Consider the following 20,073-nt stretch of genomic DNA (forward strand, 5'->3'; position numbering starts at 1 on the left):
GGATTGGGCACACAACGGGAACGTGTGAGCAGCCTGGGACATCCTATAGGGGTAGAACCGTGCCCCTATACCACGCCGCGCGTGGGCCATCCGAGCCTCGCGGCGACGACGCGGGCTCCTCGCGGACGAACGGACCAGCGGTGGTGGACGGTGGTCCGACGCCTCATTCGGCGGACCAGAGCTCCTCGGCCTCGAGGACCAGATCGATCATCTGACGCAGGAGACCTCCCATCGATGTCGACCTCAGCAGGGTGTACCTGTCGTACTCGCCCAGCGGGGCGATCGCCGCCAGTTGCCACACGGCTGCGACGGGATCGTCCGACAGCTCGATTCCGGCGTCCGACTGCGGCTCAGCGACGCGGGCGATCACGCGGCGGACAACCGCTTCGGCCTCGGTCCGCAGGGGCGCGAGCGCCTCCGACCACTCCAGGTCCGGCAGCATCGAGAGCTCGGCCCGGGGATACGGGTCGTCGTCAAGCCAGCGCTCGACCGTGAACCGCCGGGTCCCCGCGCCCACGATGAGCAGATCGTCGGCTCCCGCGGCGGCGCTCACAAGGCGCGCCATCGTCCCGACCGAGGCGCGCTGGTCGCCACCCCCGGCTTCTGGTCCCCGCTCGATGAGGACGACGCCGAACTCGAACCCCGGTTCGACCTCGTCGAGCAACCGGCCGACCATCGTGAGATACCGGGGCTCGAACACCCGAAGCGGAATGAGCACGCTGGGGAACAGCACTGATCCGAGCGGGAACATCGGTGAGGCGGCCATACTCCAGTCAAGCACCGCGGGCATAGAGTGAACAGGTGCCCCGACCGCGCCCCGAGACCCCAGGACCCGGACAGGAGTCTGTGTGGGACTACCCGCGGCCGCCGCGCATCGAGCGCGTCGCCGCGCCGGTCACGATCCGTCTGGGCGGGCAGCTCATCATCGACACCCGGGACGTCGTCCGGGTGCTCGAGACCAGCCATCCGCCGGTCTACTACCTCCCGATAGCCGACTTCGCGCCCGGCGCGCTGGTCGACGCCGACGGTTCGTCGTTCTGCGAGTTCAAGGGCACCGCACGATATCTCGACGTTCGCGGGGGAGGCGAGGTGCGGTCCGGTGCCGCGTGGAACTACCCGCATCCGTCGCCCGGGTTCGAGCTTCTCCGAGACCGCGTCGCCGTCTACGCCCAGCAGATGGACGAGTGCACGGTCGACGGCGAGGTCGTCACGCCGCAGCCCGGAGGCTTCTACGGCGGCTGGATCACGAGCGCCGTCGTCGGGCCCTTCAAGGGGTCGCCCGGGTCACACGGCTGGTGAGCGCCGGGGATACCCACACGGTGGAGCCGAACTCCGCTACGTCGCGCAAGGTGCGTAACGGTGAAGGAGCTCGACCTCGTCGCGCGCGGCTTCGGGAGGAGTTCCGCTCCAACACGCCGCAATGAGACGGTTAGGGGAGGCGAAGCGCGCGCTTCGAGAGTGAACTCTCCTCCGTAACCGACGCGCCCGGACCCCAGGACGTGGTCGAGCACTCCTCGCATCCCGACCCCCGACACGGGCCCTCTGACGAACCGCCTCTTCTCAAAGACGCGACTCGGCGTGGTGCGAGCTAAACGTTGAACCGGAACTCCACCACGTCCCCGTCCTGCATGACGTAGTCCTTGCCCTCCATGCGCGCCTTGCCGCGGGAGCGGGCCTCGGCGACGCTGCCCGCCTCCATCAGGTCGTCGAATGAGATGACCTCGGCCTTGATGAAGCCCTTTTCGAAGTCGGTGTGGATCACGCCGGCCGCCTGCGGGGCCTTCCACCCCTTGTGGATGGTCCAGGCGCGCGACTCCTTGGGGCCGGCGGTCAGGTAGGTCTGGAGCCCGAGCGTGTCGAAGCCGATGCGCGCGAGCTGGTCGAGGCCCGACTCCTCCTGACCGGTGGAGGCGAGGAGCTCGGCCGCGTCGTCCGCGTCGAGGTCGATGAGCTCGGACTCGAGCTTGGCGTCGAGGAAGACGGCCTGAGCGGGCGCCACGAGCGCGGCGAGCTCGGCGCGGCGGCTCTCGTCGGTGAGCACCTCCTCGTCGACGTTGAAGACGTAGATGAAGGGCTTCGCGGTCAGGAGGCCGAGCTCCTTCACCGGCTCGAGGTCGATGCTGGAGGTGGACAGCGGCTTCCCCGCGTTGAGGTACTCGATCGCGGCGCGAGCGGTCTCGAGGACGACCGGCTCGAGCTTGCGGCCCTTGACCTCCTTCTCGTAGCGCTGCTCGGCCTTCTCGAGGGTCTGCAGGTCGGCGAGGATCAGCTCGGTGTTGATCGTCTCCATGTCGCCTGCCGGGTCGGTCTTGCCCGCGACGTGCACCACATCGCTGTCGCTGAAGCCCCGGACGACCTGGGCGATGGCGTCGGCCTCGCGGATGTTGGCGAGGAACTTGTTGCCGAGGCCCTCCCCCTCGCTCGCTCCCTTGACGATGCCGGCGATGTCGACGAAGGAGACGGGGGCCGGAACGACGCGCTCACTGTGGAACAGCTCCGCCAGCTTGTCGAGCCGCGGGTCCGGCAGGTTCACCACGCCGACGTTGGGCTCGATGGTCGCGAACGGGTAGTTCGCCGCCAGAGCGTCGTTCTTCGTCAGTGCGTTGAACAGGGTGGACTTGCCCACGTTGGGCAGGCCGACGATACCGATAGTGAGAGCCACGGTCGTCCATTCTACGGGGGCGCCCGGTGAGCACCGGGGCGCCAGGGACCGGGGGTAGGTCGGGAGGGAGGCGGTCGCGGCAGCCGCGAGCGCCGGATCGGGGACGCGCGGGCCCTCCTCGCGGGCACCGTCGGTGGAGCGTGTCAGCATGACGGCGTGCCACTGGATTTCACCGCCATCGACTTCGAGACCGCGAACTCCTCCGCCGCGTCGGCGTGCTCGGTCGGGTTGATCAAGGTGAGGGACGGCAAGGTGGTGGACCGCGCGGGCTGGCTGATCCAGCCGCCGCCCGGTCACGACCAGTTCCAGGAATGGAATGTCCGCATCCACGGCATTCAGCCGCAGGACGTCGTCGGGGCGATGGGGTGGGTCGAGCAGCTCGCCGACCTGGTCGAGTTCGCCGAGGACGACCACCTGGTGGCGCACAACGCGGGCTTCGACATGGGCGTGATCCGCGCCGCGTGCGCGGCGACGATGGTGTCGTGCCCGGAGTACGCGTATCTGTGCAGCCTCCAGGTCGCGCGCCGCACCTACCACCTGGAGTCGTACCGGCTCCCGGTCGCGGCGATGGCCGCCGGCTTCGACGACTTCCACCACCACGACGCGCTCGCCGACGCGGAGGCCTGCGCCGCGATCGTCATCCACGCCGCGAAGCGTCACGAGGCCGCCACGGTCGCCGATCTCGCGGCGCTGACGGGCGCACGCCTCGGCCGCATCGGCGCGCCCGCGTTCGCGGCCTGACCACTCCTCCCCCGAGTTCTCCGGCCAGTCCGACCCCGCGCGTTCGGAGGGCCCGCGGCGCGCGTCCGGGCAGTGTCGGCGGCCCCTGACAGACTGACCGCATGGACATCCTCGCCCTGCTCCTCGGCCTCCTGATCGGCCTCGTCGTCGGTGCCGCGGGCGCCGGTCTCGCCGTCGTCGCGCTGCTGCGCTCCCGGTCCGCGGCCGAGCCCGCCGAGCCGGCCATCGACCCGGCGGTCGTCGCGGCCCGGCACGCGGCCGAACTCGCCGAGGTGCGGGCTGCTGAGGCAGCTGTGCAGGCCGAGATCCGCGCCGACCTCGCCGCCGCGTCCGCCCGCGTCGATGCGCTTCAGGCCCAGCTCCGTGATGCGCAGCAGCTGCAGCGAGAGACCGTCGAGCGCCACCGGGCCGAGCTGGAGGCGCAGCAGCAGCGCGAACGCGCCGAGAGCAAGGTACTGCAGGCCCTCGCCCCCGTGCGCGAGAGCCTGACCGACATGCAGCGCAAGGTGGTCGAGCTCGAGCAGCAGCGGAACCAGCAGCACGGTCAGCTGACCCAGCAGCTCCGCACGGCTGCCGAATCCGAGGAGAGGCTCCGCAGCACGGCCGAGGCGCTGGCGTCCGCGCTCCGTTCGAACAGCACCCGCGGCGTGTGGGGCGAGGCCCAGCTCCGCAGCGTCGTCGAGGCGGCGGGCCTCATCGAGCGCGTCGACTTCGACGTCCAGTCGAGCATCACGTCGGACTCCGGCGCGGGCCGTCCCGACATGATCGTGCACCTCCCGGGCGGCAAGAGCATCGCGCTCGACGCGAAGGTGCCGTTCAACGCCTACCTCGAGGCGAGCCAGATCCCGGCGACCGCGACGGGGTCCGAAGCCGCGCAGCGCACCGCGCTCCTCAAGCAGCACGTCAAGGCGGTGCGCGACCACATCACGACGCTCGGCAGCAAGGCCTACTGGACCGGCCTCGACTCCTCCCCCGAGCTCGTCATCGCCTTCATCCCGAGCGAGTCGCTGGTCTCGTCGGCGCTCGAGGCCGACCCGTCGATCATGGAGTTCGCCTTCGGGAAGCGGGTCGCCCTCGCCTCGCCGGTCACCCTCTGGTCGGTGCTCAAGACGGTCGCGTTCAGCTGGCAGCAGGATGTGCTCACGCAGGAGGCCAAGCAGCTGTTCGACCTGAGTCGCACGCTCTACACGCGTCTCTCGACGACCGCCTCCCACATCGAGAAGCTCGGCCGGTCGCTCGAGCGCACCGTCAAGGACTACAACGGCTTCGTCGGCTCGCTCGAGCGCCAGGTCTTCCCGGCGGCGCGCAAGCTCAACGCGCTCGACGAGTCCAAGGTCATCGGCGTGATCGAAGGCATCGAGGAGGCGCCCCGCGAGCTGACCGCGTACGAGCTCGTCAGCGAGCTCGAGCCGCGCGACATGCACGGCATCGACAAGCTCGCCCTCGACGAGGTCGCCCGCGCCAAGGCGTCCCGTGAAGGCTCCGCCTCCGACGGCGAGGACGAGCGCGAGTCCGCCTGACTCGATCAGAGCCGGATCGGTCGCCCGATCAGAGCTGGTCGGGCGACAGCCACTTCTCGGCGAGGTGGTCGGCGACCACGCGACGGATGGTTCCCGACTTCGAGCGGAGCACGATCGACTCGGTGCGGATGATCGGACCCTTCCGGCGCACGCCCTCCACCAAGCCGCCGTCGGTCACACCGGTCGCGACGAAGAACGTGTTGTCGCCCTTCACCAGGTCGTCCGCGTCATAGATGCGGTCCATGTCCAGCCCGGCCGCCTCGCCCTGAGCGCGCTCGGCGTCGTCCTTCGGCGCCAGCTTTCCCTGCATGAATCCGCCGAGCGCCTTGATCGCCGCCGCCGTCGTGATCCCCTCCGGGCTGCCCCCGATGCCCACGCACATGTCGATGCGCGACTCGTACCGGGCGGCGTTGATGCCGCCCGCGACATCCCCGTCCAGCAGCAGTCGCGTGCCCGCCCCGGCCGCGCGGATCTCCTCGATCAGGCCCTCGTGCCGCGGGCGGTCCAGCACGGCCACGCGGATCTCCCCGACCGGCTTGCCCTTCGCCTTCGCGAGCTCGCGGATGTTCTCACCGATCGGCTGAGACAGGTCGACCACGCCGCGACCCTCGGGGCCGGTCACGATCTTCGACATGTAGAAGACGCTGGATGCGTCGAGCATCGTCCCCCGATCGGACACCGCGATCACCGAGAGCGCGTTCTGGCGGCCGGCCGCCGTGAGCGAGGTGCCGTCGATCGGGTCCACCGCGATGTCGCAGGCCGGACCGCGGCCATTGCCGACGTGCTCCCCGTTGAACAGCATCGGGGCGTTGTCCTTCTCGCCCTCGCCGATGACGATGAGGCCGTCGAAGTTCACCGTCCCGAGGAACTTGCGCATCGCATCGACCGCCGCGCCGTCGGCCGCGTTCTTGTCGCCGCGGCCGATCCACGGCGTCGCCCGGATCGCCGCCGCCTCCGTCGCCCTCACCAGCTCCATCGCCAGGTTCCGGTCCGGGTGCAGGAACAGTGTCGCGGTGTCGGTGCTGGTCATGGTGGGTCCTCCCGGACGGAATTCGACATCGCCGCCGGCCTGACGGCTTCGCAGCCAGTGTATCGGCGCATGGATTCCGCGCCACGGACGGTCGGAGCAGCCCGGACCGGCCCCCGGCCGCCCGAGGCGGCGTCGGTATGATGAACGCGTTCGACACCCCGATCCCAAGGAGCTGCAATGCCCATCGCCACGCCGGACCAGTACGCAGAGATGCTCGACAGAGCGAAGGCCGGCGGCTTCGCCTACCCCGCGTTCAACGTTTCGTCGTCGCAGACGATCAACGCCGTCCTGCAGGGTCTGACCGAGGCCGGCAGCGACGGCATCATCCAGGTCACGACCGGGGGCGCCGACTACTTCGCCGGCCAGTCCGTCAAGGCCCGGGCGACCGGTGCGCTCGCGTTCGCCCGATTCGCCACGGAGGTCGCGAAGAACTACCCCATCACCGTCGCCCTGCACACCGACCACTGCCCGAAGAACGCGCTCGAGGACTTCGTGCTCCCGCTCATCGCCGCCTCCGAGGAGGAGGTGAAGGCCGGGCGCAACCCGATCTTCCAGTCCCACATGTGGGACGGCTCCGCGGTTCCGCTCGCCGAGAACCTCGAGATCGCGAAGGACATGATCAAGCGGACGAAGGCCATCAACGCCATCCTCGAGGTCGAGATCGGCGTCGTCGGCGGCGAGGAGGACGGCGTCCGCCACGAAGGGTCGAACGAGGCGCTCTACACCACCCTCGGCGATGTCGAGCAGGCGGTCGAGGCCCTCGGCCTGGGCGAGAACGGCCGCTACATGGCCGCCCTGACCTTCGGCAACGTGCACGGCGTCTACAAGCCGGGCAACGTGAAGCTGCGCCCGGAGCTCCTCAAGGAGATCCAGGACGGCCTCGCGGCCAAGTACGGCACGGGTCCGAAGCCGCTCGACCTGGTCTTCCACGGCGGGTCCGGGTCGACCGACGAGGAGATCGCCGAGGCCGTCCGCAACGGTGTCGTGAAGATGAACATCGACACGGACACCCAGTACGCGTTCACCCGCTCCATCGCGGGCTACATGTTCCAGAACTACGACGGCGTGCTCAAGGTCGACGGCGAGGTCGGCAACAAGAAGCTCTACGACCCGCGCGCGTGGGGCAAGGTGGCCGAGTCCGCCATGGCGAAGCGCGTCATCGAGGCGACCCAGCAGCTGGGATCCGCCGGACACTCGGGCAAGTAGTCGACGGTGGCGGCGGGGACCCCCGCCGCCACCCGCCCAGGGGCGACAGAAGAGGGGGCGGCCTGATGGCCGACGAGCAACCGCAGCCGAACGACCGGCCGCGGCCGCAGTACGGGGAGCTCGCGCCTCCGGGATGGGTGTGGCGTCCCCCGGCGGATCAGCACCGCCTCGACACCGACCGGCCGCTGCCCGACTCGGCGCCGGCCGGACCGGACTATCCGCCGGCGCACCCGGGTGCGACGGGAGCCCGGCCGCCCGTGACCGGATCGACGGGTAACTGGAACCTCACGCTCACGATCCTGCTGATCGTGTTCGGCTTCTTCGGGATGTCGTACTCGGTGATCCTCTTCCAGGCCGTGGTTCCCTCCATCCAGTTCCTGTACACGCAGAACCACCTCGGAAGCTACTCGCCGCCCGGATACGTCGGCGCCATCGTGACGGCCGGATCGATCGCGATGGCCCTCATCTGGATCGTCTCGACGGCGATCTCGGTCACGCTCCTCGCGCGACGCCGGCTGGCGTTCTACGTTCCCCTGATCGCCGGCGTGCTCGCCTTCGTGCTCGTCATCGCGCTGACCGGTCTCGTCGCGGCGTCCGACCCCACCCTGATGGAGCTGTACCGGCAGGGGACGGTGCCGCCGACCACACCCTAGCGGGCCGGCGGCAGCGGCCGGCGACCTCGACCGTCGCTCAGGCCGCGGCTCGGTCCCGCGCCTCGGCGAGGCCGTCCGCGAGCGGTGTCGTCGGCCGCCCGAGCAGGCGGCTGAGCGTGCCGTCCGTGTCGGCGAGCGCGCCCTCCCGGATGTTGCCGTCGAGGGCGACGACGAAGCCAACCGTTGCCTCGTCGAGACCGGCGCCCCGGAGGATCTCCGCGTGCTCCTCCGGCGTCACCGACCGATGGACCACCGGGCGTCCGACGAGCGCCGAGAGAGCGTCGGCGAGGTCGGCGAACGTCCAGGCCGCGTCGCCCGCGAGCTCGTAGACCGCGCCCTCGTGCCCGGGCGTCGTGAGCACGACGGCCGCGGCCTCCGCATAGTCCTTGCGGGAGGCGCTGGCCACCCGCCCGTCGCCGGTGCTCGAGACGACCTCACCGGTCGCGGCAGCGGTATCGAGCTGCCCGACGTAGTTCTCCGTGTACCAGTTGTTCCGGAGGATGGTCACGGGGAGGCCCGAAGCAGCCAGCAGCCGCTCGGTCTCGGCGTGCTCCGGCGCGAGGACGAGGTCCGTGTCGGTCGCGTGCGGCGCGCTCGTGTACACGATCCTGCCCACCCCGGCGGCCACGGCCGCCTCGATGGCGTTGCGATGCTGCGGGATGCGGTTGCCGACCTCCGAACCGGAGACGAGAAGCAGCTCGTCGGCGCCTTCGAACGCGCGGAGGAGCGTCTCGGGCCGCTCGAAGTCGATCACGGCCGTCTCCACACCGAGGGAGGCGAGAGAGGCGAGCCGGTCCGCGGATCGGCCGAGGGCGCGGATCCGGGAGGCGGGAACGCCCCGCTCGAGCAGGTGGTCGACGACGAGGCGTCCGAGCTGGCCGGTGGCCCCGGTGACGGCGATGGTCATGGTTGTTCCTTTCGGTCGGTCACCGGGTCGAACCCGGGGAGCCTCCACAACCTTCCCGGCGGGAGGTACCCACTTTTCGGTAAGTTACGTACATGCAAGACGGTTTCGGCTCCCTGAACGGCTACGGCTTCACCGATGGCGTGCTCCCGTCCGCGTGCCCGAGTCGGATCGTGCTGAACCACGTCACGAGCACTTGGGGTGTGCTCGTGCTCGTCGCCCTCTCCCAGAGCGAGCTGCGCTGGGGCGAGCTGCGCCGCACCGTGCAGGGCATCAGCGAGAAGATGCTCGCTCAGACGCTCCGGACGCTCGAGAAGGACGGCTTCGTGCTGCGGACCGCCCAGCCGACCGTCCCTCCCCGGGTCGACTACAGCCTGACCGAGCGGGGGCGAGAGCTCACCGAGCACCTCCTCCCCCTGATGCGGTGGATCGCGGAGAACGCCGACGACATCCTCGCCCCGAACGACGCCGCGCCGGCACCGCTCGGCTTCGTCACCGGCCACGCCTCCGCCACGGGGGTTCACCGCGAGGGCAACGAGGACTCGGTGTACACCTCACCCTGGTCGGCGTTCGTCGCCGACGGCGTCGGCGGACACGCAGCCGGCGAGGTCGCCTCGGCGACGGTGACGATCCGGCTCGCCGCCATGCTCGACGCGACGGAGGGACGGATCTCGGGTGAGGAGCGGCTGCGCGAGCTCATCGCGGTCGCCAACGCCGATCTCGCTCTGCGGGCCCGATTCGACCCCTCCCTCGACGGCATGGCGACGACGCTGGTCGGTCTCTTCTCCGACGGTAAGCAGACCTTCGTGGCGCACACCGGCGATTCCCGGGCGTACCGCCTCCGCTCCGGGAAGCTTGAGCTCGTCACCCGCGACGACTCGCTCGTGCAGGAGCTGGTCTCCTCGGGCGCACTCCAGGAGGCCGACGTGCGGCGTCACCCGCTCCGGTCGGTCGTGACGCACGTCCTCGGCGGTGCGGCGGACGATGCCCGCGCCGTGCACTTGACCGCTGCTCCCGCCCGCAGGGGCGACCGCTGGCTTCTCGCCAGCGACGGGCTGACCGACTACGTGCCGCCACCGGTGATCGCAGACGCGCTCACCGGCGGGACGGCACAGGAAGCCGCCGAGCGCTTGCTCGCGGAAGCCCTCCGTTACGACGCGCGCGACAACGTCTCGGTCGTCGTGGCCGATGTTGTCTCCCATAGGGAGGCTCCCGCATACTCCCCGGCGTTCGGAGGCTCCGCCGCTGCGGACCCAGCATCGTCGCGCGAGCTCTAGGCCCAGCGGCGCCGGCTCAGCGGCCGCGGCCGCCGAGGGCGCGGGCGTCCTGCTTGCCGGTGACGTCTTTGCGGAGCTCCTTCGGCAGGGAGAACATGAGGTCCTCCTCCGCCGTCTTCACCTCGGCGACGTCGGCGTAGCCCGCGTCGGCGAGGTCGGACAGCACCTCCTGGACGAGGACCTCGGGCACGGAGGCGCCGCTCGTCACACCGACCGTCTCGACGCCGTCGAGCCACTCCTGCCGGATCTCGTTGGCGTAGTCGACCCGGTACGCGGCCTTCGCTCGGTACTCGAGAGCCACCTCCACCAGGCGGACCGAGTTGGAGGAGTTCGCGGAACCGACGACGATCACGAGGTCGGCCTGCTCGGCGACCTTCTTGATGGCGACCTGGCGGTTCTGCGTGGCGTAGCAGATGTCGTCGCTGGGCGGATCCTGGAGGTTCGGGAAGCGCTCGCGCAGGCGTCGCACCGTCTCCATCGTCTCGTCGACGGACAGCGTGGTCTGCGACAGCCAGACGACCTTGTCGGGGTCGCGCACCACGACGCTGTCGACGTCGCCCGGGCCGTTGACGAGGGTTACGTGGTCGGGCGCCTCACCGGCGGTGCCCTCGACCTCCTCGTGGCCGGCGTGACCGATCAGGAGGATCTCGAAGTCGTCGCGGGCGAAGCGCACGGCCTCGCGGTGCACCTTGGTCACGAGCGGGCACGTGGCGTCGATCGCCTGGAGGCCCCGCTCCGCCGCGGAGTTCACGACTGCCGGCGAGACGCCGTGCGCCGAGAACACGACGTGGGCGCCGGGCGGGACCTCGTCGACCTCGTCGACGAAGATGGCGCCCTGCTGCTCGAGCTCCGACACGACGTGGACGTTGTGGACGATCTGCTTGCGCACGTAGACGGGCGCGCCGTAGAGGTCGAGCGCCTTCTCGACTGCGACGACCGCGCGGTCCACGCCGGCGCAGTAACCGCGCGGGGCGGCGAGCAGCACCCGCTTGTGTCCGACGACCGGGTTATCCTGAAGCCGACCTCGCGAGCCCGGCTCACGGCGCACCGGAATCCGCGGCATCGGGAGGCTGATGGTTGCGTCGCTCACCCTTCGATCCTACGTGAGCGCACTGGACGGTGAATGGGAGGTGCCGGTGAGCGAGACCGCCACGGTCACGATGAGCGCTGGGCCGCCGACCGCCGACGCGCCCTGGCCCGTCGCGCTGCTCAGCAGCAAGATCAAGGGCTGGATCGACCGCCTCGGGACCGCCTGGGTCGAGGGCGAGATCACCCAGTGGGGCGTCTCCGGCGGCAACGTCTACGGCAAGCTCAAAGACCTCACCGAGGACGCCACGATCAGCTTCACCATCTGGTCGTCGGTCAAGGCGCGCATCCCGGCCGATCTCAAGCAGGGCGACCGCGTGGTCGCGGCGATCAAGCCGAACTTCTGGGTCAAGGGCGGCACCCTGACCATGCAGGTCTACGACATGAAGCACGTGGGCCTCGGCGACCTGCTCGAGCGGCTGGAGCGGTTGCGGCAGCAGCTCGCCGCGGAGGGGCTGTTCGCGGCCGAGCGCAAGAAGCGCCTCCCGTTCCTCCCGCACACCATCGGTCTCGTCACCGGCAAGGACTCCGACGCCGAGAAGGACGTGCTCCGGAACGCGCAGCTGCGCTGGCCCCAGGTCCGGTTCCGGGTCGTCCACGCGGCCGTGCAGGGCGAGCGGACGGTGACGGAGGTGATCTCGGCGATCCGGACGCTCGACGGCGACCCGGAGGTCGAGGTGATCATCGTCGCGCGGGGCGGCGGCGACTTCCAGAACCTGCTCGGCTTCAGCGACGAGCGGCTGGTCCGTGCGGCAGCGGCCGCGACCACGCCGATCGTCAGCGCGATCGGGCACGAGGCCGACCGGCCGCTGCTCGACGAGGTGGCCGACCTGCGCGCCTCCACGCCCACCGACGCGGCGAAGCGCGTCGTGCCCGACGTCGCCGAGGAGCTCGCCCGGGTGCAGCAGGCCCGCGCGCGCATCGGCACGCGCCTCACCCACCTGATCGCCCACGAGATCGACCGCATCGGGCACCTCCGGACCCGGCCGGCCCTCGCCTCCCCCGCCTGGATCGTCGATCGCCGCGCCGAGGAGCTCACCCGCTACGTCGCACGCGGCACGGAGCTCGTCGGTCGCTGCGTCGAGCGCGAGACGACGCGGGTCGCCGAGCTCCGCGGTCAACTGCGCGCCCTGTCGCCGCAGGGCACGCTCGACCGCGGGTACGCCATCGTCCAGACGGCCGCCGGGCACGTGGTGACCGCGCCGGGGGAGGCACCAGCGGGCTCGGAGCTGCGCGTCACCGTCTCCGGCGGCGCCTTCGCCGCGGTGGCCGGCGCCCCGGTCACCTCACCCGCGCACCCGGAGGGGAAATAGAATGGTCGACATGCCCCCCACCGAGACGACTTCGGCCACGGACGCTCTCGGCGCCATCGGCGCCCTGAGCTACGAGGAGGCGCGCGACGAGCTCGTGCGGGTCGTCGGCGAGCTCGAGCAGGGCAACGCGACGCTCGAGGAGTCGATCGCGCTCTGGGAGCGGGGCGAGGCGCTCGCCCGGCACTGCGAGGAGTGGCTGATCGGTGCGAAGGCGCGCCTCGAGGCCGCGCGCGCCGGTGCGGCCGGGAGTGCGCCGGAGCCGCGGGCCGAATGAGTCCTCGCGACAAACCGCCGGCGATCGTCGCCGAGCTCGGCCGGCCGGAGACGCCGGAAGAGACCGCTGCGCGCAAGGCGAAGAACTCGGCCGATCACCGCAACCGCCAGACCGTCAACAACCTGGTGCTGTCGCTCCTGGCGACGCTCGCCCTGGTGGCCGTCATCGTGCTGATCGTCCCGCGCGGCAACCCCGTGGGCACGACGCCCGCGGTCGACTACGCCGCCGTCGCGCAGCAGGCGCAGGGCAGCGAGCCGGACCACCTCCTCGTCCCGAAGCTGCCGGCCGGCTGGAAGTCGAACAACGCCGAGCTCCGCACGAAGACCCCCGACAACGTCGACAACTGGTACGTCGGCCTCCTCACCCCGAAGGGCCAGTTCATCGGCATCACGCAGGGCTTCCGCGCCAACGACAGCTGGGTCGCCAACCAGGTGAACCGCTCGATGGCGAAAGGCACCCGCACGATCGACGGCATCACGTGGGATGTCTACGACAACCGCTCGTCGTCCGCCGATGCCGGGAACGTCGAGTACGCCCTCGTCACCACCGCCGGCCGCAGCACCGTCGTCGTCTTCGGCACCGCTGACGACGCCGAGTTCCGCACCGTCGCCTCGTCCCTGTCCGCCCAGCTCACCAGCCTCGGAGGTAAGTGATGCCCACCACCCGTCCCGGAAAAGTCTGGAACGCCATGCTCGCCGGCAACGAGCGCTTCGTCGCCGGAACGCCCGCGCACCCCCACCAGGACGTGCAGCGGCGCGAGTTCGTCGCCGCCGGCCAGGATCCCGTCGCGGCGATCTTCGGCTGCTCCGACTCGCGCCTCGCAGCCGAGATCATCTTCGACATGGGCCTCGGCGACGCGTTCGTGATCCGCAACGCGGGTCAGGTCGCCTCCGACTCCGCGATCGGCTCGCTCGAGTACGCCGTCGCCGTGCTCCACGTCCCGCTCATCCTGGTGCTCGGCCACGACAACTGCGGCGCCGTCGCCTCCGCGATCGCCTCCCAGGCTCCGGATGCCGCGCCGCTCCCTCCCCACATCGCCGATCTGATCGCGCCGATCGTCCCCGCCGTCCACCGGGTCGCCGCCTCCGGACCGGGCGAGCCCGTCTCCCCCGGCACCGTCGACGCCGCCGAGGTCGGGCGCGAGCACCTGCGCGACACCGTCGCCGACCTCCTCGCCAAGTCGGAGATCATCAGCACGGCGGTCGCCGACAACGTGCTGGCGATCGTGGGCGCCAACTACCGCCTCCAGGAGGGTCGGGTCATCCCCGACGTCGTCCTCGGCCTGGCCGAACCGGCCGCCGAGCCAGAGCCCGCGCACTGAGCGCGGGCATCAGAAAGGAAGAACACACCGTGGTGGACACCCAGGCGGACTCCGAGTTCCGCATCGAGCACGACACGATGGGCGAGGTGCGCGTCCCGAAGGACGCGCTCTACAGCGCGCAGACGCAGCGCGCCGTCGAGAACTTCCCCATCTCGGGGTCGGTGCTCGAGCCGGCCCAGATCGCCGCGCTGGCGCGCATCAAGAAGTCCGCGGCGCTCGCCAACGCGCGCCTCGGCGTGCTCGACCAGGACGTCGCCGAGGCGATCGCCGCCGCGGCCGACGAGGTCGTGACCGGTCGCTACAACGGCGAGTTCCCGATCGACGTGTACCAGACCGGGTCCGGCACCTCCTCGAACATGAACATGAACGAGGTCCTGGCGACGCTGGCATCGCGGCGGCTGGGCCGGCCGGTCCACCCGAACGACCAGGTCAACGCCTCGCAGTCGTCGAACGACGTGTTCCCGACCTCGGTGCACATCGCCGTCACCGGTGCGCTCATCGACGACCTCATCCCCGCGCTCGACCACCTCGCCGTGGCCCTCGAGGAGAAGGCGGAGCTCTGGGCGACCGCGGTCAAGAGCGGTCGCACCCACCTGATGGACGCCACGCCGGTCACGCTCGGCCAGGAGTTCGGCGGCTACGCGGCCCAGATCCGCTACGGCATCGAGCGCGTGCAGGCGGCCCTCACGCGCGTGGCCGAGGTCCCGCTCGGCGGAACCGCCGTCGGCACCGGCATCAACACCCCGCTCGGTTTCCCGCAGCTGGTGATCGAGCTCCTCCGCGCCGAGACCGAGCTGCCGATCACCGAGGCCCGCAACCACTTCGAGGCGCAGGCCAACCGCGACGCCCTGGTCGAGACCTCGGGCGCGCTCCGGACGATCGCCGTGTCGCTCACGAAGATCTCCAACGACCTGCGCTGGATGGGCTCGGGACCGAACACGGGCCTCGGCGAGCTCCACATCCCCGACCTGCAGCCGGGGTCCTCCATCATGCCGGGCAAGGTCAACCCGGTCATCCCGGAGGCCGTCCTCATGGTCGCCGCTCGGGTCGTCGGCAACGACGCGACCATCGCCTGGAGCGGCGCCTCCGGCCTGTTCGAGCTCAACGTGGCCATCCCGGTCATGGGCACCGCCCTGCTCGAGTCGGTCCGGCTGCTCACCCAGGCGAGCCGCGTGCTGGCCGACAAGACGGTCAGGGGCCTGGAGGCGAACCTCGAGCGGGCGCGCGCCCTCGCCGAGTCGAGCCCCTCCATCGTGACGCCCCTCAACCGTGTCATCGGCTACGAGGCCGCGGCGAAGGTCGCGAAGCACTCCGTGGCGAACGGCATGACGGTACGCGAGGCGGTGATCGACCTCGGCTTCGTCGAGCGCGGAGAGGTCACGCTCGAGCAGCTGGACAAGGCCCTCGACGTCCTCACCATGACGCACCCGGGCTGACCCGGCACCCGCGAACGCCTGCCAGGAGCGCCCCGGATCTTCCGATTCGGGGCGCTTCTTCGTGTGCCTGCCGGCATCGGAGGGGTGCAAGGCCGCGTAGCGGCGAGTCGTCGGGAAAGGGAGGAGTTCTCGAGCACGGGGACTCGAGAACTCCTCCCTTTCCGACACTGCAGCGGAGCAGGGCGCTAGGCCAGCTCGTTGCCCTCCAGCATCTCGGTGACCAGGGCCGCGATGGCGGAGCGCTCCGACCGCGTCAGGGTGATGTGGGCGAACAGCGGGTGACCCTTGAGCGTCTCGATGACGCTCGCGACGCCGTCGTGCCGCCCGACGCGGAGGTTGTCGCGCTGTGCGACGTCGTGCGTGAGGACCACTCGCGAGTTCTGGCCGATACGGCTGAGCACCGTGAGCAGCACGTTCCGTTCGAGCGACTGCGCCTCGTCGACGATCACGAAGGCGTCGTGGAGGGACCGCCCGCGGATGTGCGTCAGCGGGAGCACCTCGAGCATCCCCCGCTCGACGACCTCGTCGAGGACGTTCTGCGACACGAGCGCGCCGAGCGTGTCGAACACGGCCTGGCCCCACGGGTTCATCTTCTCGCCCTGGTCGCCGGGCAGGTAGCCGAGCTCCTGGCCGCCGACCGCGTAGAGGGGGCGGAAGACCATGATCTTCTTGTGCTGCTGCCGCTCGAGCACCGCCTCCAGGCCCGCGCACAGTGCGAGCGCCGATTTGCCCGTCCCGGCGCGGCCGCCGAGCGACAGGATGCCGATCTCCGGGTCGAGCAGGAGGTCGATGGCGAGCCGCTGCTCGGCCGACCGGCCGTGGAGGCCGAAGACGTCGCGGTCGCCGCGCACGAGCTTGACCTCGCGGTCGGCGACGACGCGCCCGAGGGCGGAGCCACGGTCGGAGTGGATGATGAGCCCGGTGTTCACCGGCATGCCCGCGACCAGGTCGCTGCGCATCCACTCGCTCTCGTACAGTCCGGCCATCTGGTCGCTGCCGAGCGTCACCTCCGCGAGCCCGGTCCAGCCGGAGTCGACCACCTGTTCGTGGCGGTACTCCTCGGCGGCGAGACCGATCGACGCGGCCTTGACGCGCATCGGGAGATCTTTGGAGACGACGGTGACGTCGAGTCCGTCGGCGGCGAGGTTGAGCGCGACGGCGAGGATGCGGGAGTCGTTGTCGCCGAGCTGCATGCCGCTCGGAAGGACGGACATGTTCGAGTGGTTGAGCTCCACCCGGAGGGAGCCGCCGTCGCCGACCGGGATCGGGAAGTCGAGGCGCTCGTGCTGCACCCGGAGATCGTCGAGGTTGCGCAGCGCCTGCCGCGCGAAGTACCCGATCTCGGGGTCGTTCCGCTTGCCCTCGAGCTCGCTGACCACGACGACCGGGATCACGACAGCATGCTCGGCGAACCGGAAGATCGCCTTCGGATCGGACAGCAGGACGGACGTGTCGAGCACGTATGTGCGCTCGAGCGTCCCCGTCGTACCGGGTGCCGATGCGTCCTGTCGGGTTGCTGATTCAGCCACGACCACTCCCACCCCGCCGCTCCCTCGGGAGCTGAGCGGATCACAATGGCGAGCCGGCCGCTGGGTCTCGAAACGAACTTATGTGGCCGTCTCGATCGGGCGCCGTGCCCGATGAGTCGACGCTACGCCCGGCCACCGACACGCAGCACCGCCGTGGCCGCGTGTCGTGTTTCGGGGAGGTGAACAATCGCCCCCAGTTGTGGGAGCTTGCGGACGCCCGCCGCGGGCTCAGGTGGCCGATGCGAAGGACGTGAAGGCTGCGCGCAGCATGTCGAACGTCTCCTCGCCCGTCCCCGCGTGGGCGCTGATCCGGACAGTCGTGGATCTCACCGACGCGGTCACGCCGTGGTTGAACAGGGAGGCGGCGAGCACCGTCAGTTCCTCGGGCTGCGGCTCGAGGACGACGATCCCGGCGCGCTCCGCCTGATCCCGCGAGGAGGCGACCGGTACGGCGAACTCGTCCGCCAGGTCGAGCACGCGCTCGACGCTGTCGGAGACCGCATCGGCGATGGCTGCCACGCCGACCTCGACGATCTCCTCGAGCGCCGCGGCGAAGCGCGCCTCCGCGACCGGGTCCGGATTGGAGATCGAGAACGCCGCGGCGCCGCGGACCGGATCCCGGACCTCGTCCCACGGCTGCTCGGCGCCCGACCCGGTCCACCCGCTGAAGACCGGGGTCAGGTGGTCGATGGCACGCTCGCTCAGCGCGAGGAAGCCCGTGCCCCAGCCCGCCCGGGTCCACTTCTGGCCGCCCGATACGACCACGTCGGCGACCTCGTACGGCGCATCCACGACGCCGAAGCCCTGGATCGCGTCGACGATGAGAAGGCGGTCGCCGATCACCTGACGGATGCCGTCGATGTCGGCGAGGTAGCCGGTCCGCGAGTCGACGAGGCTCACCATCACGGCGGCCGTGCTCGAGGTGAGCTGATCCCTGATGCGCGACGGCGTCACCTTCCCGTCGTCGGTCTCGAGCCAGACCGGCGTCACCACCCGAAGGGCATGGGAGGCGCGCTCGGCCGCGTAGGTGACGCTGGGGAACTCAGCGAGCGAGAGCAGCACCTCCCCTCCCGTCAGCCCGAATGCGGCGTGCATGAGTCCGCTGGAGGCGTTCGGCTGGAACACGATCTGATCGGGGGCGAACCCCGTCAGTGCGCCGACGGCGTCGCGCACTCGCTCGTCCTCGGAGCGCATGCGCTCGATGGTGCCGAATCGGGCGCGAGCGAGCGTCTCGTACTGCGCTGAGATCTCGGCGCGCACGGTCGCCGAGATCGGCCCCACCCGGCCGTAGTCGAGGTAGCCGGGTTCCTCGCCGAAGCCGCTGAGGTACTGGTCGAGCGTCGTCACCGCACCATTCTGTCAGGGGCGCAGGGTGCGTCAGCCGCCGTACCGGCGCTGCCGCCGCGAGTAGTCGCGGACCGCCCGCAGGAAGTCGACCTCGCGGAGGTCGGGACCGAGCGCCTCCACGAAGTAGAACTCGCTGTGCGCACTCTGCCACAGCATGAAGTCGCTGAGGCGCTGCTCGCCGGAGGTGCGGATCACCAGGTCGGGGTCGGGCTGGCCGCCGGTGTACAGGTGCTCGCCGATGAGGTCGGGGGTGAGGAGGTCGGCGAGCGTCTCGAGGCTGCCGCCCTCGGCGTGATGCGCGGCGACGATGCTGCGCATCGCGTCGGTGATCTCCTTGCGGCCCCCGTACCCGACGGCGAGGTTGATGTGCATCCCGGTGTGCCCGGCGGTGCGCGCCTCCGCCTCGCCGAGCGCCCGGACGAGCGTCTCGGGGAGCCCGGCGGTCGAGCCGACGTGCTTGACCCTCCAGTCGCCGGCGTGCGAGAGGTCCTCGGCGAGCTGCGCGATGATCTCGATGAGGTCGTCGAGCTCCGAGCTGTCGCGGTTGGTGAGATTGTCCGACGACAGCAGGTAGAGGGTCACGACCGCGATGCCCAGCTCGTCGCACCACTCGAGGAACTCGCGCATCTTCGCGGCACCGGCGCGGTGACCGTGGGCGACCGTGGTGAGGCCGGCCTGCCGCGCCCACCGGCGGTTGCCGTCGATGATCATGGCGACATGACGCGGGAGCGCGTCGCGGTTGAGATCGCGCTTCAGCCGCTTCTGGTAGAGCCCGTACAGCAGCCCGCGACCCGGCTCGCGCTTGTTCTGCGAGGTGCCGGCGTCGCCTGCTCCGGATCCGTCGCGTCTGCTCACGCTGCTACGTTAGCGCGGCCTTCCCGGACGCGGCTCACAGGCGCCGGACACCCGTCTCCCCTTACGCTTGGTCCATGGCGCCGCGAGACACCCCCGACCCCCGCGATCTCCGTTTCCGCGAGGGCGAAGACGTCGGCGAGCTCCTCCAGGAGCCGGCCGCGGAGCTCGACGGGGCGGATCGGGCCGTGCAGGCCGACGAGCGGGAGGCGCGCACCACCGGTCCGGAGATCCCCAACATCCCGCTGCTCGACGCCTCCCTCGCGAACCCCGCCGACGTCAAGCCGACCTGGCGCGGCTGGATCCACGCGGGCACCTTCCCGGCCACCATCGTGGCGGGCATCGTCCTCATCTGCCTGGCTCACGGCGCCCCCGCCAAGTGGGCGTCGGCGGTCTTCATGCTGACCTCGATGCTGCTGTTCGGAAACTCGGCGCTGTACCACCGCTTCAACTGGAAACCGCGCACGAAGATCGTCCTGAAGCGCATCGACCACGCGAACATCTTCCTGCTCATCGCCGGGACGTACACCCCGCTCGCCGTCCTCGCGCTGCCGCCGGAGAAGGGCGTGCTGCTGCTGTCGCTCGTCTGGGCCGGCGCCCTCGTCGGCATCGGGTTCCGCGTCTTCTGGATCCACGCGCCGCGATGGCTGTACGTCCCGCTCTACGTGCTCCTCGGCTGGGCGGCGATGATGGACATCGTCGACCTCGTGCACGCCAACGCCGCGATGATGGTGCTCGTGATCGTGGGCGGCGTGCTCTACACGATCGGCGCGGTGATCTACGGCATGAAGCGGCCGAATCCGTTCCCCGGCCGGTTCGGGTTCCACGAGATCTTCCACACGCTGACCGTGCTGGCGTTCCTGTGCCACTGGACGGCCACCCTGCTGATCGCCCTGCACCCCGCCTACAACGCGGGCTAGGA

Annotated in this window: 20 protein-coding genes and 1 pseudogene; 13 read left to right on the forward strand and 8 right to left on the reverse strand. The window is 70.5% G+C overall.

Annotated features, from left to right (window positions below; all coding sequences use genetic code 11):
• Window positions 1-163: 163 nt before the first annotated feature.
• Window positions 164-751, reverse strand: coding sequence for an LON peptidase substrate-binding domain-containing protein (locus tag FPT20_RS10240; protein ID WP_199246010.1), 588 nt, complete (start codon window positions 749-751; stop codon window positions 164-166).
• Between the two features lie 50 nt (window positions 752-801).
• Between FPT20_RS10240 and FPT20_RS10245 the strand changes: the two genes are divergently transcribed.
• A complete protein-coding gene (locus FPT20_RS10245; RefSeq protein ID WP_158864963.1) occupies window positions 802-1,299 on the forward strand; it encodes a DUF427 domain-containing protein in 498 nt (165 codons plus the stop codon).
• Between the two features lie 289 nt (window positions 1,300-1,588).
• Here FPT20_RS10245 and ychF read toward each other — a convergent pair whose 3' ends face one another.
• Window positions 1,589-2,662, reverse strand: coding sequence for a redox-regulated ATPase YchF (gene ychF / locus FPT20_RS10250; RefSeq protein WP_158864965.1), 1,074 nt, complete (start codon window positions 2,660-2,662; stop codon window positions 1,589-1,591).
• Window positions 2,663-2,818: 156 nt separating this feature from the next.
• On the opposite strand from ychF, the gene FPT20_RS10255 reads away from it, so the two are divergent.
• Together FPT20_RS10255 and rmuC are read left to right on the forward strand one after the other, a co-directional pair.
• Window positions 2,819-3,403 (forward strand): exonuclease domain-containing protein, encoded by a 585-nt coding sequence (locus FPT20_RS10255; protein ID WP_158864967.1) that lies wholly within the window; start codon window positions 2,819-2,821, stop codon window positions 3,401-3,403.
• Window positions 3,404-3,504: 101 nt separating this feature from the next.
• On the forward strand, window positions 3,505-4,923 hold the full coding sequence (gene rmuC, locus FPT20_RS10260; protein ID WP_158864969.1) for a DNA recombination protein RmuC: 1,419 nt from the start codon (window positions 3,505-3,507) through the stop codon (window positions 4,921-4,923).
• 28 nt (window positions 4,924-4,951) lie between these two features.
• Here the strand turns inward: rmuC and glpX are convergent, their stop codons facing one another.
• Window positions 4,952-5,953 carry a class II fructose-bisphosphatase gene (gene glpX / locus FPT20_RS10265; protein WP_158864971.1) on the reverse strand — a complete coding sequence of 334 codons (1,002 nt, stop codon included), beginning with the start codon at window positions 5,951-5,953 and terminating at the stop codon, window positions 4,952-4,954.
• A gap of 177 nt (window positions 5,954-6,130) precedes the next feature.
• Between glpX and fbaA the strand changes: the two genes are divergently transcribed.
• Window positions 6,131-7,159, forward strand: a complete 1,029-nt coding sequence (gene fbaA / locus FPT20_RS10270; RefSeq protein ID WP_158864973.1) for a class II fructose-bisphosphate aldolase — start codon at window positions 6,131-6,133, stop codon at window positions 7,157-7,159.
• A 65-nt stretch (window positions 7,160-7,224) separates the two neighbouring features.
• The gene (locus FPT20_RS10275) at window positions 7,225-7,812 is read left to right on the forward strand and encodes a DUF6264 family protein (RefSeq protein WP_158864975.1); all 588 of its coding nucleotides are present in this window, start codon (window positions 7,225-7,227) and stop codon (window positions 7,810-7,812) included.
• A 37-nt stretch (window positions 7,813-7,849) separates the two neighbouring features.
• On the opposite strand, the gene FPT20_RS10280 is transcribed toward FPT20_RS10275, so the two are convergent.
• Window positions 7,850-8,719 (reverse strand): SDR family oxidoreductase, encoded by an 870-nt coding sequence (locus FPT20_RS10280; RefSeq protein WP_158864977.1) that lies wholly within the window; start codon window positions 8,717-8,719, stop codon window positions 7,850-7,852.
• Between the two features lie 92 nt (window positions 8,720-8,811).
• Between FPT20_RS10280 and FPT20_RS17975 the strand changes: the two are divergent.
• Both FPT20_RS17975 and FPT20_RS17980 read left to right on the forward strand, forming a co-directional pair.
• Window positions 8,812-9,186 (forward strand): annotated as a pseudogene (locus tag FPT20_RS17975) (winged helix-turn-helix transcriptional regulator); the annotation flags it as partial.
• Window positions 9,166-9,993 carry a PP2C family protein-serine/threonine phosphatase gene (locus FPT20_RS17980; protein ID WP_442786507.1) on the forward strand — a complete coding sequence of 276 codons (828 nt, stop codon included), beginning with the start codon at window positions 9,166-9,168 and terminating at the stop codon, window positions 9,991-9,993. The pseudogene FPT20_RS17975 and the gene FPT20_RS17980, both read left to right, overlap by 21 nt.
• Window positions 9,994-10,009: 16 nt before the next feature.
• Here the strand turns inward: FPT20_RS17980 and FPT20_RS10290 are convergent, their stop codons facing one another.
• Window positions 10,010-11,056, reverse strand: a complete 1,047-nt coding sequence (locus FPT20_RS10290; RefSeq protein WP_158868046.1) for a 4-hydroxy-3-methylbut-2-enyl diphosphate reductase — start codon at window positions 11,054-11,056, stop codon at window positions 10,010-10,012.
• Between the two features lie 73 nt (window positions 11,057-11,129).
• On the opposite strand from FPT20_RS10290, the gene xseA reads away from it, so the two are divergent.
• From xseA to FPT20_RS10315, 5 genes are read left to right on the forward strand one after another with little or no spacing between them, the layout of a single operon-like run.
• On the forward strand, window positions 11,130-12,392 hold the full coding sequence (gene xseA, locus FPT20_RS10295) for an exodeoxyribonuclease VII large subunit (protein WP_158868048.1): 1,263 nt from the start codon (window positions 11,130-11,132) through the stop codon (window positions 12,390-12,392).
• A 10-nt stretch (window positions 12,393-12,402) separates the two neighbouring features.
• Window positions 12,403-12,666 (forward strand): exodeoxyribonuclease VII small subunit, encoded by a 264-nt coding sequence (locus tag FPT20_RS10300; RefSeq protein ID WP_158864981.1) that lies wholly within the window; start codon window positions 12,403-12,405, stop codon window positions 12,664-12,666.
• Complete coding sequence (locus FPT20_RS10305; protein ID WP_158864983.1) at window positions 12,663-13,319, forward strand: DUF4245 domain-containing protein; 657 nt, start codon at window positions 12,663-12,665, stop codon at window positions 13,317-13,319. Before FPT20_RS10300 ends, FPT20_RS10305 begins: the two co-directional genes overlap by 4 nt.
• On the forward strand, window positions 13,319-13,987 hold the full coding sequence (locus FPT20_RS10310; RefSeq protein WP_158864986.1) for a carbonic anhydrase: 669 nt from the start codon (window positions 13,319-13,321) through the stop codon (window positions 13,985-13,987). The genes FPT20_RS10305 and FPT20_RS10310 overlap by 1 nt, the downstream gene beginning before the upstream one ends.
• A gap of 29 nt (window positions 13,988-14,016) precedes the next feature.
• Window positions 14,017-15,423, forward strand: a complete 1,407-nt coding sequence (locus FPT20_RS10315) for a class II fumarate hydratase (RefSeq protein WP_158864988.1) — start codon at window positions 14,017-14,019, stop codon at window positions 15,421-15,423.
• A gap of 185 nt (window positions 15,424-15,608) precedes the next feature.
• Here the strand turns inward: FPT20_RS10315 and FPT20_RS10320 are convergent, their stop codons facing one another.
• From FPT20_RS10320 to FPT20_RS10330, 3 genes are all read right to left on the reverse strand, one after another.
• The gene (locus FPT20_RS10320) at window positions 15,609-16,952 is read right to left on the reverse strand and encodes a PhoH family protein (protein WP_233265468.1); all 1,344 of its coding nucleotides are present in this window, start codon (window positions 16,950-16,952) and stop codon (window positions 15,609-15,611) included.
• Window positions 16,953-17,180: 228 nt separating this feature from the next.
• Complete coding sequence (locus tag FPT20_RS10325) at window positions 17,181-18,299, reverse strand: aminotransferase class V-fold PLP-dependent enzyme (protein ID WP_158864990.1); 1,119 nt, start codon at window positions 18,297-18,299, stop codon at window positions 17,181-17,183.
• 30 nt (window positions 18,300-18,329) lie between these two features.
• A complete protein-coding gene (locus tag FPT20_RS10330; RefSeq protein WP_199246013.1) occupies window positions 18,330-19,082 on the reverse strand; it encodes an isoprenyl transferase in 753 nt (250 codons plus the stop codon).
• Window positions 19,083-19,228: 146 nt separating this feature from the next.
• On the opposite strand from FPT20_RS10330, the gene trhA reads away from it, so the two are divergent.
• The gene (trhA, locus tag FPT20_RS10335) at window positions 19,229-20,071 is read left to right on the forward strand and encodes a PAQR family membrane homeostasis protein TrhA (RefSeq protein WP_158864994.1); all 843 of its coding nucleotides are present in this window, start codon (window positions 19,229-19,231) and stop codon (window positions 20,069-20,071) included.
• Window positions 20,072-20,073: the final 2 nt, after the last annotated feature.

The sequence above is a fragment of the Leifsonia sp. AG29 genome (assembly GCF_009765225.1).
GTDB lineage: Bacteria > Actinomycetota > Actinomycetes > Actinomycetales > Microbacteriaceae > Leifsonia.

Excerpts from the sequence above, each read along its gene's own strand:
- FPT20_RS10240 (WP_199246010.1), bottom strand. The coding sequence starts at position 751 with ATGTTCCCGCTCGGATCAGTGCTGTTCCCCAGCGTGCTCATTCCGCTT.
- rmuC (WP_158864969.1), top strand. The coding sequence starts at position 3,505 with ATGGACATCCTCGCCCTGCTCCTCGGCCTCCTGATCGGCCTCGTCGTC.
- glpX (WP_158864971.1), bottom strand. The coding sequence starts at position 5,953 with ATGACCAGCACCGACACCGCGACACTGTTCCTGCACCCGGACCGGAAC.
- fbaA (WP_158864973.1), top strand. The coding sequence starts at position 6,131 with ATGCCCATCGCCACGCCGGACCAGTACGCAGAGATGCTCGACAGAGCG.
- FPT20_RS10275 (WP_158864975.1), top strand. The coding sequence starts at position 7,225 with ATGGCCGACGAGCAACCGCAGCCGAACGACCGGCCGCGGCCGCAGTAC.
- FPT20_RS10280 (WP_158864977.1), bottom strand. The coding sequence starts at position 8,719 with ATGACCATCGCCGTCACCGGGGCCACCGGCCAGCTCGGACGCCTCGTC.
- FPT20_RS10290 (WP_158868046.1), bottom strand. The coding sequence starts at position 11,056 with ATGCCGCGGATTCCGGTGCGCCGTGAGCCGGGCTCGCGAGGTCGGCTT.
- FPT20_RS10300 (WP_158864981.1), top strand. The coding sequence starts at position 12,403 with ATGCCCCCCACCGAGACGACTTCGGCCACGGACGCTCTCGGCGCCATC.
- FPT20_RS10305 (WP_158864983.1), top strand. The coding sequence starts at position 12,663 with ATGAGTCCTCGCGACAAACCGCCGGCGATCGTCGCCGAGCTCGGCCGG.
- FPT20_RS10310 (WP_158864986.1), top strand. The coding sequence starts at position 13,319 with ATGCCCACCACCCGTCCCGGAAAAGTCTGGAACGCCATGCTCGCCGGC.
- trhA (WP_158864994.1), top strand. The coding sequence starts at position 19,229 with ATGGCGCCGCGAGACACCCCCGACCCCCGCGATCTCCGTTTCCGCGAG.